The organism is Lactiplantibacillus mudanjiangensis, assembly GCF_005405385.1.
In the GTDB taxonomy this organism is placed as follows: Bacteria; Bacillota; Bacilli; order Lactobacillales; family Lactobacillaceae; genus Lactiplantibacillus; species Lactiplantibacillus mudanjiangensis.
Genome location: NZ_BJDY01000004.1, coordinates 260973 through 276392, shown reverse-complemented (window position 1 = coordinate 276392; position 15420 = coordinate 260973). Strand labels below are relative to the sequence as shown.

Genomic DNA, 15420 nt, shown 5'->3' with positions numbered 1-15420 from the left:
TTTCAACCCCCGTAACATGCTACTGGTTACTGTTATCTATATTTCGGCGCCATTAGTGGCAATCACTTTTTGATACCAGTGGTAACTGTCTTTCAACAAACGCTGGCCACTACCATTACCTTCATCATCTTGATCAACATAAATAAATCCGTAACGTTTTGACATCTGTTGTGACGAACAACTGACAATATCAATTGGTCCCCAAGCACAGTATGCAATCACTTGCGCGCCATCATGGATTGCCCGGCCAACTTGTTCGATATGTTGACTGAGGTAATCACTGCGATACGGGTCATGTACTTGCCCATCTTCAACTTTGTCGTACATACCAATCCCATTTTCTGCAATAATAATCGGTTTCTCATAACGATCCCAATATTGACTTAACGTATTGTATAGTCCTTGTGGGTCAACGGCCCAGCCCCATGGACTTTCCTTTAAATAAGGATTCTTAGTCGTATCTGCTGGCCGATATTGATTCTGATCAGCTGACACCATCTTGGAGTAATAGTAAGAAATTGCCAAAAAGTCCATTGGATTGTCTTTTAACAATGCCATATCGGTTGCTTGAATGTCTAATTTGACGCCTCGTTCGGCGAAATAGTTGTTCGCATAAGCCGGATAGTCACCACGGAATTGCACGTCTGTAAAGAAATATTGCAGCCGGTTTTGGCGCATGGCTAGAATCACATCATCTGGTTTACAGCTGGCTGGGTAGACGGTCCCATCAGCAACCATGGTCCCAATTTGCAAGTTAGGTTGCTTTAATGATTTTGCATATTGTTGAATCCAAGCCGCCGCGACCATTTGATTATGCACCGCTTGATACAAAGCCGCTTCTTCATTCTCATACTGATCCGCACAGACACCGACTGATAGGAAAGGTTCAATTTGGACCATATTGATCTGATTAACCACAATCCAATACTTCACTTTGCTGCCAAACCAATCTAGCAAAACTTTACCAAACTTCTCAAACATTGGAATCACTTGTCGATTTGGCCAACCGCCGTATTTAATCGTAATATTAAGTGGTGTTTCATAATGATTCATCGTAATAATTGGTTCAATACCTAAGTCCAACATCGTGTCTAACATGCAATCATAGTGCTTTAGAGCAGCTTCATTTGGTTCTTCATCATCACCGTTAGGAAAGATTCGTGACCAATCCAATGATGTTCTAAGCGTCTTAAAGCCCATCTTAGCCAGTAACTTTAAGTCTTCTGGATAAGTATTGTAAAAATCAATCCCATACCGTTTTGGATAATAGTTCGTCGTGTCATGCTGATTGGCTTTAACTTGATCCAGCGTCATCCCTTGTGTCTCTAGTTCTTGGATTTTCGCATTCGACAGTCCTTTTAAATAAGGCTGAACATCAGAAGAATTTAACCCTTTACCATCAGCTTGATAGTCACCATCAGCCTGGCTAGCTGCTTGAGCGCCACCCCATAAAAAGTCAGTCGGAAAATAAGGATATTTATTTGGTTTCATCGTGGGCCTCCTTAGTTTGGTTCAACTGTTGATCACGTTTTTCAAACACGGTAATCAACTTTTTAGTTAGGTTATATTCACTCATAATTGTCATTAAAGTGTCTTGAGCATGAGTAAAGAGCACCGAGTAAGCAACGTCTTCACCTTCAGCTTCGGTTTGTAATTTTTGGGTTTGTAATCGGTGGGCAATAACTAGTTTGTCATTAGCCTTTTCCATATTGGCCTTGGCACTGTCATAATCAAAGTCACCGACATTATCTAAGGCTGCTGCAATAAATGCCCGGGCATCCCCAGCATTAATAATAATTTCCATCGTACTTTTTACTGCTGCGTTTTGTGTTTCATCATCTAACATCATTAATCCCCTTCAATCTCTTTGATAAATTAATCAGTTGCGGCTTCTTCTTTAACGACTTGACCATCATAAACTTTGAAGAATGGGAACCAAATGACCCATGAAACCGCGAAAATGACGATCATTAAGATCAACGCCCCCACTGATGGGCTAACTAGCCAAGTCGAAATTGGAAACGGAATATACCACATTTGCATTAATGCACTTGGAATAGCTGCTAAACCAGCTTTTAAGCCAACCCAAGTAATAATTGGAATCACCAGCCCATTAATCCACAATGGAATCATCAAATAGGGGTTCCAAACAATTGTCCCAAAGACTAGCGGCTCATTAATATTGAATAGCGATGGGACGATACAAGCTTTACTTAATGCTTTTAAGCGTTGTGATTTAGCCATAAACAACATCATCAATACTAATGGCATCGTACAACCAACACCACCGATCCAGGCCCAGCCACTGTAAATGACTTCACTCGTAAAGACATGCGTCGCCGGTTTGCTAGCAGCGAGCGCCGCAATGTTAGCTGCAATCCCACCTAACATTAACGGTTGCGTTACTGGCGCCAAAACCCAACCAGAAATCCCCATCGAATAAATAAAACAATCGATAAACAAGATAAATGTAAAACCATAAATGGTTTCAGCCCCATTGGCTAGTGGCGAGAATAGCATTTGGATCGCGTTATACATATTAAAATGGCAAATATCCACTAAAATCCATCCAATGGCAATGACGATGCCAATAGGTAACATCGAGTCAAACCAAGACGTTACAAAGTCTGGAATGACTGTATCTTCACTGAAGAAGGAGAAACGTCCAAACGCTTCAAGAATTAAGCTAACAAAGATAGCTACAATGATTGCGACAAACATCCCACCAGCACCAAATTCACTAAATTGAAATGACGCTGTCGTTCCTGATGCCGAAAATTTAGGATTTAATAACATGAGAAATAAGGCAATTGAAGTTAACCCAGCGATGATTCGCTGCTTCTTCAACTTCTTATATTCCATAAAGTTGAATGGCACTAAGAAGGCCACAAAGATTGATAATAAGCCAAAAGTAAAACTGCTAACCGGTGTAAAATCAGGCCACCATTTCCAGAAGTTACCTGGAATATTTAACAGACTGACGACAGAACCAACCAAAATAAATGGTAAAACTTCAAGTACTGAATTCTTTAATGTAACGACCCATTGGTTATTCCCAACAACTTGTGCTTTCGGTGCAAACTTATTGTTGAGGAAATCCATAAACTTATCCATTTTTGATCCACCTCACTGTTTAATCGTGATACCGATAACTAATCGCCCAATTCTGATCGTAAATGTTCAATTGCACCTTTACCATCCAAGATCGAATAGTAATCAGGATGCATCAGAATCGCCGTAACGTTTTCAGGGACACGATCTTTAATCGCATCGAATTCCGCCTTTAAATGTGGTCCAACCATTAACGCATCGATTTCATCCAAGTAATCCCCTAGTTCAGATTCACTCCGCGCCTTGATCTTGTAATCTAAGCCGGCCTTTTTAACCGCCTTACGCATGTTCGCTGCCATGAAACCAGATGAAGCACCGGAACCACAAATCAATAGAATATTTTTACTCATGTTAATTACCTCCCAGTAATTGTCTTGTTGTTTTTCTTTACAGTTATTATCTTAGTTGATAGATGAATGCGGTTACATTTTATTTTGGCACCCTTGGTGTGCCAAAATAAAAAACTGCTATCACTTATAAATAGTGATAACAGCTTCCAAAATTATTCTTCAGTTTTCCAATGCCGTGATTTATTAAATTGCATCTTATTAGCCACAATATCTAACGGATTGACACCTAATTTTTCACACATGTAAAACGTATAAATCAACGTATCCGCTAACTCTTCTTCTAAATGTTGCCGTTCATCGTCGCTCAATTCATGATCACTTGGTTGCCATTGAAAAATTTCTAACACTTCACTGGCTTCTAGGTTCAACGACACCGCTAAATCCTTCAAGTTATGATACTTTTGCCAACCTTTTTTATCGCGAAATGCGATTAACGCTTGTTCAACATCTTGATAATTCATCTAATTCTCCCCCAGAATATGTGTCGTACCAGCCGCAGCTAATAAAGCTTGTTGTAATTCTTCATCGACTGCATAAATAAATAGGCCATGCACACCACGTGTCAATAATACATTTAACTCGTTACGTAACAATTCTTTAGCAACATCAATTTTCTCACCCTTCCAGGTTCGCTTATTCGTTGCCCGTTTATTCATACTAGCACTTGGATTGAAAACAATCTTGCCATCCCGATAGGTTACCGATGGTCCAATAATCAATCCTGCATAGTTAAGGTCAAAACCTTGAATGGTATAAGTTGAACCAATTTCATCAATGGTTTGGGACTGTTCCGCCCACGCTAACGTCTGGTTCTTCTTTTTTTGTTTACGTGGCACCTTCAATTGCAAGTTCCAAGGCAAGGACCAATCACCCACTGTCACATTCCAAGTTTTGTCGCGATCACCATCTGGTCGTTTGGCGCTCACGAATTTCCAATCAAACGTCGCCAACATTCGTGCCAGACTAGCTGGATTCTTTCCTTTTTGTTGATCCAATACCTTAATCTTTTGATACATGGTAGCTGGATTTCGGGCAACCTTTAATTCGTATCGATCATCATCTGGAATCAATCCCAGTTGCTGGTTAATCGCAAAATCATGTAGCCAATCGATTGTCTCAACACTTGCATCCATTCGCTCTTGATCTTTCAACGTAATGGTATTACCAGTTCGCGAAGCCACTCGTTCTAATCGATTAATCTCCTCATCGTCTAAATATTCATCCGTCGTCAGAATCTGATATTTATCGAACACGATAATCACAACTTTGGCTAATTTCAATAAATCTTGTAGTTGGTTTTGACCTCGATAAGACTGTTTACCATGGGTCCATAACAAATGCGCTTCATCAACCAAAATGACATCTGCTTTTCTAGCCCCTGGCTTTTGATGTTCATTGATAAAACGTGTTGGCTTACACACCACATCATCATTATCACGATCTAGTCCTAATTTATGCGCAATCTGTTTATAAACAATTAACTGCTGGTCATGATTAACTAATAAATTCACCGCATTATCGCCAGTTAAATTACTGTTTACTAAATCATTAAATAGATTACTCAACAAGACAGTTTTCCCAGTTCCCGCTTGACCCGCAATAAAAATAACCGCCGCTTCTTGATTATCAACTTGCTTCGTATTTATTAAAACTTGTTCAACACGATTAAAAATCTTATTTTTACCTTCGAGTTGTTTTTCATTTAAGGCGTGAAAGGGTGATGCTTTGAAAATAGCTGAACTTTCAACATCACTTTGTACTGGGAATAACTCAGGCTTTTTCTTCCGTAATTCTGACCAAACACTCGTAAATATTTGATCAAATTGATCTGACATAAAATACTTACGTTGTGGATTTGTACGACGGTTATTCAAATGTTTGATGTGATCGACACCCAATAAGTACATCATCAGTCGATTTTCAATATCTAAGGTCAGCGACTTATTGAAGTAATGATCACCAATAACCATCATTTCAGCATTATCGCTGTCCTTTAGCTGTTGCCAATCATCCCGAATTTTAGTATCACTATCTAAATGTTGCCGCGTACGTTGACTGATGTCACTCGTCTCACCAACATAAGCCGTGAACTGAGGGACCGCGTCTTTCTTTTTATCTTGCTTATCAGCAATCACATAAACAGTAGGATACTCAAAAATTAGTTCATCGTCGCCACTTTTTTCCTCTAGGGCTTTTTTATAATCAACATTATAAGGAACCACATCCACAATTGGTTTAACATCGATTGCTGGTTCAATTGATTTAGTTTCATCCAAAGTGTTATGTCCCCCTCTATGTATTTATTATTACTATTATCTAAAAGATTACGATCCACTTCAATAGTAATCGTTAAAAACAATTCTTTCAGTGACAAAATAAAAGGCCTCTAATCACATTTTGATTAGAAACCTCTGTCGTACTACATATTTTGTTAATTGCGAACCTATCAGCAACAAGGTTTATTTAAACTTAGAAACCTTCGTTGCCCAACTTAATTTGCTAAACTTACTACCATAATCAGTAGCCGCGAACTTCTTACTTTTACAATAAATTTTTTCATCTAATTTACTAAACCGAACGGCAGCACTCGTTTTGACCTTACCTTGCAACCGCCAAGTATGCGCACTAATCTTCTTATACCGTAGTTTAGTCGCCTTAACTTGTGGCATTCCAGATGCATCGTAAGTATAGGTCTTAGCGGTAATATGATACATATCGCCAAAGCCTTGCGCTGCACTGTGTTTCTTTGCTTGATACTTTCCCCGCATTGCTTTTGGTGTTCCATTGTGCCAACTAGCCGCTTGCGCTGTTTGTGTTTCTGCGACCATTGGTGTTAACAATGCCATTGCCGCTACTGATAACCATACCTTTTTCATGTGTCAAACTCCCCTTAACGTTGTGTCTTTTTTGATGATGCTCCAATTAGTTATTTTAAGCTATAATCAAAATAAAATATACTCATCATCTAAAAATTACTCTTCAAACTACCAACATTCTTAATCACCACTGAAGTGCTACCATCAGGATTGGTCTCAAACTCAATCGCATCTCGATTCTTCAACAAACTAATGGGTACATTGATTTCAATCCCATTATCCAATTTGATCTTTTGGCGTTCATATTTCTTTTCAAAATAATTGGCATTCGGCACGGTAACTACTGGTTCAATCGCTTTTTTAGCCAGTTGATCTTTGAACTCTTCTTTGGCCTCTTCCTTATTCTCAAACACCACATTGGCAATAAAATCATTATCAATGACGCCATCTTTTTCGATGCTATCATGAATAGCTTGTTGCGTCGTGGACGTTACCGCAAAATCGTCGTCATCATATTTTTCAGAAATTTTTTGAATAGATTTCTTGATTTGCTTAACATCAGCGGAAACTTTTGAAGGCACTGCCGCTATTTGAAGAAAGTCCTTGGACATCAACCACTTACCGCTAGCACCAGTGTATTGTTGTTCACGCAACTTGACTTTCTCTTTATCGATTAGAATCACATTTTTAACACCTTGCCCGGGAGACGGTAGAATGCTGTTATTCTTGACGATATTGTTGACCAAGACATCATCGTCATACTCTACATTGTGGATATACCGTTGCGTATAGTCTAGTTTCGCAATTCCAATAACTCGGCTTAAATCATCCAGTTCAACGTTAAAGAACAGCAAGTCACCGCCGGGAATTTCTTCATGGACTTTGATTGAGTCAAAATAATCAAGTGCAAACTTTTCAGTGATCTGTTGAAAATCATCACTACTATTCCAGAATTGTTCTAATAGTGGGATTCGTTGCAAATCAAGTTCCAGATACTCACTTTTCCAAACCTTCTCGATGACTTTTTCAACGTACTTTGAAATCTCAAGATTGTCCTTAGGAATTTCTTTTTGTGATAACACAACGTTGCCGGAATCTTTGTCCAAGATATGATCAATAATATTTAAGATTCTCATTAATTATTCCTTCCATGGTTATCAACTATTCCATGTAAAAAACGGCTTTCTAGATTGAATCCGGAAAGCCGTTAACCAAAGCTACTTAGATTCTACATTCCAATGACTTTTAAAATGTGCTTCAGCATTATTATCCTTAAAGATCTGATGAAAACTAGCCACTAATTCTTGCGAACTTTCCGTAAACGCTTCAGCAGATACACTATCAATGGCAGAATGTGAATTAACATTAAATAATTTAAGATATTGTTCGTTGTTTTTATAAAAATCGTTTTGAGAAATTCCCGTAAACTCAATGTATGTTTCAATTATTCTTCTCATCGAGTTAAGCATCGAATTAGTTAAATTATTCTCGGATAAATCTTGAAGTTCAGACCACAGAGCATCATAATTTGTCTTGAAATCCTGCTTTTCATTTTCAATCTGAATAAAATGACCTCGTCTAATGCTGTAAAAATTGTTCTTATCATATTTGGTCTTTCCATTCTCATCCTTAAATGCTCCATGAGGTGGCACATTAAGATAAAAATGAACATTATGAGTCATAATAACAATATAATCTTTTTGAGGATTATATCGCTTGCTAAATTTTCCTTGATAAAGCTTTTGAAGCTCCGTGATGATTAAATATTGCATTCCAGCATCATTTGAATTCATAGGGTCATCAAATAAAATCACTTTCGGCAATTTATCATTTGCCTCACCTGTTTCTTCTAATTTTTCTAGAAAATATAATAAAGCAATAATATTTTTTTCGCCTGTAGAAAGTTCCTTTACTCCTCGATGTGCAATTCTTCCGTCCTCACACTTCTGTGAAACCCAATAATAACCAGACTCATCACTTTCTTCGTAATAATCTAGCTTCCAAGACACAGATCCACTAAGTTTTTGATTGATATGGTTAATTGCCTGCTTCTCTGCCTTAGGCTTCAAAGCATCGATTTCATTCTCAAGTGATTTAATTACATTTTGAATCGATGCTTTTTCCTGCTCTTTTTCATGAATTTCTTTTTGAACATTATTTCGTATCTCCTGCATGCTACCTAATTCAGACTTTTTTACATCAAAGTGAAAATCGTCAAGCATTCTTTTAATAGCACTCTTTCGGAGCTTAACTTTTGCTTCATTCTTTTCCTTATCTAGATCTTTTCCAAACGCATTATTTTCTTCAACTAAACTGTTATATTCCGAAACGTCAACATTTTCTGGAACCGAGATAGAGACAGGTTCTTGTTTATCAAAAAGATTTCTTTCTTTATCACTTAATGAATTTTCAAGGACCTCACAAAAATGTATAACTTCCTGTTTTTGCACTGATACTTGATCCCAAAGACTAACAGCTTTTGTACGAAAATCTGGGTAAAAGTCCGATGACTCGTTGCTTATATTATGCACATCAGCAACCAAATTACTAATTTTCTTTTTTCCAAGTTCAATACGTTCCTTTAATTGTTCCACTTCATCTGCACTAAAATAGGCTTCCAATTCCTCGAAAGTTTCTTTTGAAATCGGATTTCCACAAAAGACGCAGAGTTCCCCTTCCCTATGCTCATGAATTTTTAAACCGCTCTCTGCAAAGTTAATTTTATCTTGATCGTTATTAAAACGTAAAATTCGTGTTTTTTCTTCAACTTTACTTTCCAAAATATCATTAGTACTATTCAGGTAACCAGCTAGATTCAGTTCTTGCCAAGTGATGCGTTTAGCTACCTTTTCATCTGTCTTCACCGTCTCCTTAAGCAAAGAAATATCATCGTCCTGCAATTTCGCAGCCACACGTATTTCATTTTTAAAATTATTTTTATTATATGCTGTGCCAGAGATCTGCGGATCACTCATATTTTTTATTTCTGCCGCCGATACTGTATAAAAATCCTCAATCACTTTTTGTTTTTCAGCAACCCGTTTATTCGCCTCTTGTAGTCTCTTACTCAGATTTTTCTTATCCTGATCATCAGCACTAGACTCGCCAATTTCTGATAGAACTCGACTCAATTCTATATTTTGTGTATTAAGGCTCTTCTGCTTTTCTTCAATCAATTTTTCGTTCGCATTTGCATTAACCGATAAAGCAAACGCATTAAGATTCTCATTTTCTCCCAACATAGTATCGAATCCATTATAAATACGAACATCAAATTTTTTCGAAAGTTCTTGATCAACTATTGACGCAAATGTAGATTTACCTGATCCATTCTTCGCAAAAACAAAATTTTTATGTTTAATTTCTACTGCGGGTTGCTTAAACACACTAATTCCATCCAAAAATTGATGCTCTGACAAGTCAATTTTTATCTCATCCATCAACAAAAACCTCTATTCTATAATTGAATTATTACCAGGATAAAACCATTATATAAAGAAAGCATTCCGATGTTTCAAAAAAATTGGCACACATTCTCCATCCACACGCCCGTATCGTATAAATTTTTGAAGTTAACAGAGGAATACTTCACTTACTGATTATCCACTCACGCAAACTTATATGCAATAGTCAATCATATAAGATCACCAAATTCATAATACATTTGTATAATCAATTTAATTTTTCAATAAAAAAGCCTCACCAGAATTTACACTCCAGTGAGGTTAGAAAGCAAGTTTTCAGTAGACATCTTCGTCTAAATTGGCTGTTGGTCCGTTCTACTAAACACCGTTAAACTAGGTTTTCCTCTTCTAATTTGTTTAGCTTCTATTCCCATTCAATAGTCGAAGGTGGCTTACTCGTAACGTCATACACGATGCGGTTAACGTGATCGACTTCATTGACGATCCGTACCGAAATCTTTTGTAAGACATCCCATGGAATGCGAGCAAAGTCCGCTGTCATCCCATCAATTGAGGTGACCGCCCGAATGCCGACAGTGTAGTCGTAAGTCCGACCATCACCCATGACACCGACACTCTTGATCCCTGGCAAGACAGTAAAGTATTGCCAGATTTCGCGGTCTAAGCCAGCTTTTTTGATTTCATCACGTAAGATGAAGTCACTATCGCGCACGATTTCTAACTTATCTTCAGTAATTTCACCAATCACCCGAATCCCGAGACCGGGACCAGGGAATGGTTGCCGCCAAACGAGTTCGGAAGGCATGCCTAGCTTTTCACCCAATTCACGCGCTTCATCTTTAAACAAAGTCCGCAATGGTTCGATCAACTTAAATTGCATGTCTTCTGGCAACCCACCAACGTTATGATGAGATTTAATTGTTTGCGCCGTGGAAGTCCCACTTTCGATAACGTCGGTATACAACGTCCCTTGCGCTAAGAATTCCATCCCATTTAACTTGGTTGCTTCGGCATCGAAGACTTGGATAAATTCGTTACCAATGATCTTACGTTTCTTTTCAGGATCACTGACGCCAGCTAATTTACTCAAGAAACGGTCTTTAGCATCAACTTTGATGATGTTCAAGCCGAACTTGCCTTCCAAACTAGCCATGACTTGATCAGCTTCACCTTTACGCAACAAACCATGATCAACGAAGATACTGGTTAATTGTGAGCCAATCGCCTTGTGCAATAAGACCCCAACAACACTTGAGTCAACCCCACCAGAAAGGCCGAGTAAGACTTTTTTGTCGCCAACTTTTTCGCGAATCTTGTCAATTTGCATATCAATGAAATCATCCATTGACCAGTTAGCTTCCGCTTGGCAAACATCAAACGCAAAGTGCCGCAAAATGTCATTACCAAAGTCGGTATTCCGAACTTCGGCATGGAATTGAATCCCATACATTTTTTTGTCAACATTTTGAATGGCGGCGATTGGACAGTTCTTCGACGTTGCGACAACATCAAAACCATCTGGTGCTTGGGTTACCAAGTCACCATGACTCATCCAAACGGATTGTTCACGCGGCGTATCCTTGAATAGGACCGCATTTTCGTTGGTTACTTGGATATCAGCCTTCCCATATTCACGGTTATCAGCTGATTCCACTTTCCCACCGTCCAGTGAATAAGTCATCAGTTGCATCCCGTAACAAATCCCTAAAATTGGTAAGCCCAACTTAAAGATTTCTGGATCAACCCGAAAGGCGCCATCATCGTAAACACTATTCGGACCACCAGAAAAGACAATCCCTTTCGGGTGGCGTGCTTTGATTTCTTCAGCGGTAATCGTATTCGGCAATAATTCTGAATACACACCGAAATCACGAATGCGGCGGGTAATCAATTGGTTATATTGACTCCCAAAATCCAATACTAAGATTGAATCAAAAGCCGCAGTGTTCGTTTTTGCCAAGTTGTTCACTCCTTTGGTTTAATTCTTGCTTAATAGGTCTATGATACTGATTTCTTAACGTTCGGTCAATGATTATGAGAAAATTCTTAACCGCCTTAATACTTACGGAAGTAGACCGCATCGATAACATGGTGCGCCACCTTATGCAAAATCAAATCCGCACGATTTCGGGTTGGTAAGATATAATCATTCAAGTTTTTCAAGTCGACATCACGCCAAACGCGCTTTGCCATTCGAATCGCTTCGGCATGATCCCCGATCGCCCATGGGTAAAAATAGTTCTTCGGATCTTGGAAGGCCGTCTTCATCAGCGCCTCAAACCGATCCAAATACCACGTTTCCACTAAATCCGCATCGGCATCCACATATACGGAAAAATCCGTAAAGTCACTAATATAGATTCGTTGGTTACTTGGCAATTGCAGCACGTTAATTCCTTCGATAATTAAAATATCAGGATGTGTAATCACGTTAAATCGATTCGGGACGATATCATACGTTTGATGCGAATACACCGGCGACTTAGCCAGTGGCTTGCCACTCTTCACATCATTTAAAAATTGAATCAGTTGTGGCATATCGTAACTTTCAGGAAACCCTTTGCGATCCATCAACTGTTTCTTTTTTAACACGGCGTTAGGATACAAGAACCCATCAGTCGTAATCAGTTGCGTCCGGCGATCCGGATATAAATATTTAAATAACAGTTCTAACAAACGCGCCGTGGTGGTTTTCCCGACCGCAACGCTCCCAGAAACCCCAATGATAAATGGGGATTGTTTATTTTGTCGTTGTAAAAAGACGGATTCCGTCTCGCGCCATGACAAGTAATGTTCAAACTTTGCTTGTAATAAATGGGCGACTGGTAAATAAATTTCACGCACATCTTCAATACTAATGCGGTCATTAAAGGCTTTGATCTCCCGTAAATTTTCCGCGGTTAACGGCACATGGCCATTACGATAGAATCGCTTCCACTGATCACGTGAGAAGCGATAATAGTTTAATTGCTCTTCCATAATCTGTCTGCCACCATCACTAAATTAATAGGCGTATTATAGCATAAATCCAATCAAGAGTGCGGGCACTGACGGGTTGCGACCGAGCATAGCCTAGTCAAGCTAATGATTGTGCTTTTCCAATCGTTAGTTTGACGTAGCTAAGCACAGGTCGCAGTCAGTGTCCGCACGTTTCGACAACTAAAAAAGCGTCTGGGTTTTATCCCAAACGCTTCTCACGACTAAACTGTCGCTTCATTCATCGTATACAAACTTTGATCCACGCGATTTAATAATGGTGATAATTCACCAATCGCCACCACGGTCAATTCATGCATCGCCCGTGAGCAAATCGTGTAGAGTAATTGTCGTTCATCTTCACGTTGATAGTTATCGGCATTCGCATTCCAAACAATCACCGCATCAAATTCCAGCCCTTTGGCTAAGAATGATGGCACCACAATCGCGCCGGGGGCTAATCGTTGATTTTCAGTCCGAATCAACGTGACCTTTTCACCGCGAGCTGTCAACGCTTCCGTCAATCGTTCACATTCGGCTAACGTCTTGCCAATAATTGCGGTGGTATCACGATCAGAATCGTTTAAGGCCAACTGGTCCACAACTTGATCCACACCAGTTTCAAAATCAGCGGTGACTTCAACATTTGGCAAGTCGCCTTGGCGGTTAAACGCCGTGACCGCTTCGCCATTAACTAAAATTTCTTTTGTGAAATCAGTGATCTGTTGCGTTGACCGATAAGACTTCGTCAATTGGACGACGCGCGTCTTTTCAGGATCGAATAACGTTTCCAATTCACCAATCAACGTATGACTGTTTTCCTTAGTAAAGATCGCTTGGTTTAAATCCCCGAGCATCGTAAAACGCGCATTTGGAAAACTGTATTTTAAGAACGCTAATTGGAACGCATTGTAATCTTGAATTTCATCCAAGAAGACAAAGCGCATGTCACGTTGGCCGCGTTTACCGGTCATCAAGTCATACAGATACATATACGCCGACACAGTTGTTAACGAAATGTGCCGTTCTTTGATGGCGGCTAATTTTGTTTCAACAGCCGCGTCCCAAGCGTCACGTGTGACACCGTATTTTTCTAATTTCAGCAAGTCTGGCACATGTTTCAAAAAGTGTGCGTATTGCATGTTAATGCTTAAGAACCGTTGCCGCACAATCTGCGTCCGGGCGTTGCCCAAATGTTGCATGACAATCTTACGCGCCAAGAACTTAAACTCTTCATCGCCATTCTTAAACTCGCGTGGTTGATTGCCATAGAATTCATTGATTTCTTCGCGTGATAAATCTTGAACCGCTTCTTCAACCCACTTCGACCGCATTTCGGCGCCGACTTTGCGATTTAAAATTTTAATCAACGCTTCTTTAGTAGCCGATAACCGGTTTGCTAAATGATAGTTTTCATTAAATGAATAATAAATTTCGCGAATCTTGTCACGTGGAATCAAAACTTCATCGTTCAACGTGATATTCCGAAAACGCATGTCGGCTTGTTCCAAATGCCGCCCATAAGCCGTCACTGCATTAAAGAAGGCTAGGCTACCTTCCATTTTGGTAATCGCGGCCATGTCCGCGGTATTTTCGGTTTCAAACCGTTGTTGCAAAGTTTCCACTTGCATGTGTGGCAACCGATAAGACGCATATTGGTAATACGTCATTTGGACCATGTTTTGTTCACCCAATTCGGGCAACACTTGATTAATATAATCATTAAATAATTGGTTAGGTGAAAACAGCATCACTTGCCCCGCGGTTAAATTGCCCCGGTAACGATATAGCAAGTAGGCCACCCGTTGTAAGACCGAAGACGTTTTTCCGGAACCCGCGGCCCCTTGGACGAATAACAAGTCGGAACTCGTATCTCGAATAATCGTATTTTGTTCTTTTTGAATCGTCGTGACGATACTCTTCATCTTAACGTCAGATTTTTCATCCAAGACTTCAAGTAGCATCGAATCCCCAACCGCTTCTTCCGTATCATAGACGGTCACAAGTTCCCCGTCTTGAATCATCAATTGTCGTTTGAGTTTGACGTCGACTGCTTGCGGACCATCTGGCGTTTGGTACGTCACGTTACCTAAACCACCATCGTAATAAATACTAGAAATTGGCGCCCGCCAGTCATAAATCAAGAAATGGTCAGGACTGTCTGAAAATGAACTCAGGCCAATATAGATGGTTTCAGTCTTAGGTTCCCCGTGTTCGTGGAAATCCAAGCGTGCAAAATAAGCATTCTTTTCGAGTTTCTTCAACGTCGATAATTGCTTGGTCGCATGTTGCCAGCTGTTTTGACGTTCATCCAACATTTGTTGTTGTTGACGTACTGACAACCCGGTTTCCATCATGCCTTCGTAACTGTCGGTCTTAATATTGACATCATTATAAAAATTCTGCTTAATATCCGCTTGATCTTGTTCGGAACGTTGAATCGTCTCACTTTGTTGATCCTCCGCGACCCGAATCTTAGCCACCACGTCATCGAGATGGGCTTGTTCTAAAGCTTTAATCGACTTAGCCATTTCAGTCCTCCATTCATAAATATCGAACAATAATTTTAGCACTATCCGCGCCCTGACACAATTATATAGAGTGGGCTAAAAGACGGGTTGCTTTCGTGCATAGCCTAGGAACCTGAATGATTGGGGGTTTCAATCCTTCAGATTCCGTAGCTAAGCGGAGAAAGCAGTCTTTTAGCGCACGTTTCGACAAGTTTGGTCAGTAACATGACAA

The 15420-nt window shown here is 39.6% G+C and carries 12 protein-coding genes; all 12 read right to left on the bottom strand.

All coding sequences use genetic code 11. The features are described from left to right. Positions 1–36: 36 nt before the first annotated feature. A complete protein-coding gene (locus FFM84_RS09495; RefSeq protein WP_130845028.1) occupies positions 37–1491 on the bottom strand; it encodes a glycoside hydrolase family 1 protein in 1455 nt (484 codons plus the stop codon). After that, positions 1478–1846, bottom strand: coding sequence for a PTS lactose/cellobiose transporter subunit IIA (locus FFM84_RS09490; RefSeq protein WP_130845027.1), 369 nt, complete (start codon positions 1844–1846; stop codon positions 1478–1480). The genes FFM84_RS09495 and FFM84_RS09490 overlap by 14 nt, the downstream gene beginning before the upstream one ends. Before the next feature lie 29 nt (positions 1847–1875). Further along, entirely contained in the window at positions 1876–3114 is a 1239-nt protein-coding gene (locus tag FFM84_RS09485) for a PTS sugar transporter subunit IIC (protein ID WP_130845026.1), read from the bottom strand. A 38-nt stretch (positions 3115–3152) separates the two neighbouring features. Further along, complete coding sequence (locus FFM84_RS09480; RefSeq protein WP_130845025.1) at positions 3153–3461, bottom strand: PTS sugar transporter subunit IIB; 309 nt, start codon at positions 3459–3461, stop codon at positions 3153–3155. A 152-nt stretch (positions 3462–3613) separates the two neighbouring features. Then, positions 3614–3922, bottom strand: coding sequence for a nucleotide pyrophosphohydrolase (locus FFM84_RS09475; protein ID WP_130845024.1), 309 nt, complete (start codon positions 3920–3922; stop codon positions 3614–3616). Next, positions 3923–5737, bottom strand: a complete 1815-nt coding sequence (locus tag FFM84_RS09470; RefSeq protein ID WP_225425292.1) for a DUF2075 domain-containing protein — start codon at positions 5735–5737, stop codon at positions 3923–3925. Positions 5738–5920: 183 nt separating this feature from the next. Further along, positions 5921–6337, bottom strand: a complete 417-nt coding sequence (locus FFM84_RS09465) for a hypothetical protein (protein ID WP_130845023.1) — start codon at positions 6335–6337, stop codon at positions 5921–5923. Between the two features lie 89 nt (positions 6338–6426). Beyond that, positions 6427–7413, bottom strand: coding sequence for a nucleoid-associated protein (locus tag FFM84_RS09460; protein WP_130845022.1), 987 nt, complete (start codon positions 7411–7413; stop codon positions 6427–6429). 81 nt (positions 7414–7494) lie between these two features. Then, complete coding sequence (locus tag FFM84_RS09455) at positions 7495–9717, bottom strand: AAA family ATPase (RefSeq protein WP_225425291.1); 2223 nt, start codon at positions 9715–9717, stop codon at positions 7495–7497. 388 nt (positions 9718–10105) lie between these two features. Beyond that, positions 10106–11662, bottom strand: a complete 1557-nt coding sequence (gene guaA / locus FFM84_RS09450; protein ID WP_130845021.1) for a glutamine-hydrolyzing GMP synthase — start codon at positions 11660–11662, stop codon at positions 10106–10108. A 95-nt stretch (positions 11663–11757) separates the two neighbouring features. Continuing rightward, positions 11758–12681: a type I pantothenate kinase gene (coaA, locus tag FFM84_RS09445; protein ID WP_130845020.1), complete on the bottom strand. Its 924-nt coding sequence runs from the start codon at positions 12679–12681 to the stop codon at positions 11758–11760. 221 nt (positions 12682–12902) lie between these two features. Then, on the bottom strand, positions 12903–15209 hold the full coding sequence (gene helD / locus FFM84_RS09440; RefSeq protein ID WP_130845019.1) for an RNA polymerase recycling motor HelD: 2307 nt from the start codon (positions 15207–15209) through the stop codon (positions 12903–12905). Positions 15210–15420 lie beyond the last annotated feature (211 nt).

Coding starts and splice junctions, on each gene's coding strand:
- FFM84_RS09455 (WP_225425291.1), bottom strand. CDS start 9,717: ATGGATGAGATAAAAATTGACTTGTCAGAGCATCAATTTTTGGATGGA.
- FFM84_RS09465 (WP_130845023.1), bottom strand. CDS start 6,337: ATGAAAAAGGTATGGTTATCAGTAGCGGCAATGGCATTGTTAACACCA.
- FFM84_RS09485 (WP_130845026.1), bottom strand. CDS start 3,114: ATGGATAAGTTTATGGATTTCCTCAACAATAAGTTTGCACCGAAAGCA.
- FFM84_RS09460 (WP_130845022.1), bottom strand. CDS start 7,413: ATGAGAATCTTAAATATTATTGATCATATCTTGGACAAAGATTCCGGC.
- FFM84_RS09495 (WP_130845028.1), bottom strand. CDS start 1,491: ATGAAACCAAATAAATATCCTTATTTTCCGACTGACTTTTTATGGGGT.
- FFM84_RS09480 (WP_130845025.1), bottom strand. CDS start 3,461: ATGAGTAAAAATATTCTATTGATTTGTGGTTCCGGTGCTTCATCTGGT.
- FFM84_RS09475 (WP_130845024.1), bottom strand. CDS start 3,922: ATGAATTATCAAGATGTTGAACAAGCGTTAATCGCATTTCGCGATAAA.
- helD (WP_130845019.1), bottom strand. CDS start 15,209: ATGGCTAAGTCGATTAAAGCTTTAGAACAAGCCCATCTCGATGACGTG.
- FFM84_RS09490 (WP_130845027.1), bottom strand. CDS start 1,846: ATGTTAGATGATGAAACACAAAACGCAGCAGTAAAAAGTACGATGGAA.
- coaA (WP_130845020.1), bottom strand. CDS start 12,681: ATGGAAGAGCAATTAAACTATTATCGCTTCTCACGTGATCAGTGGAAG.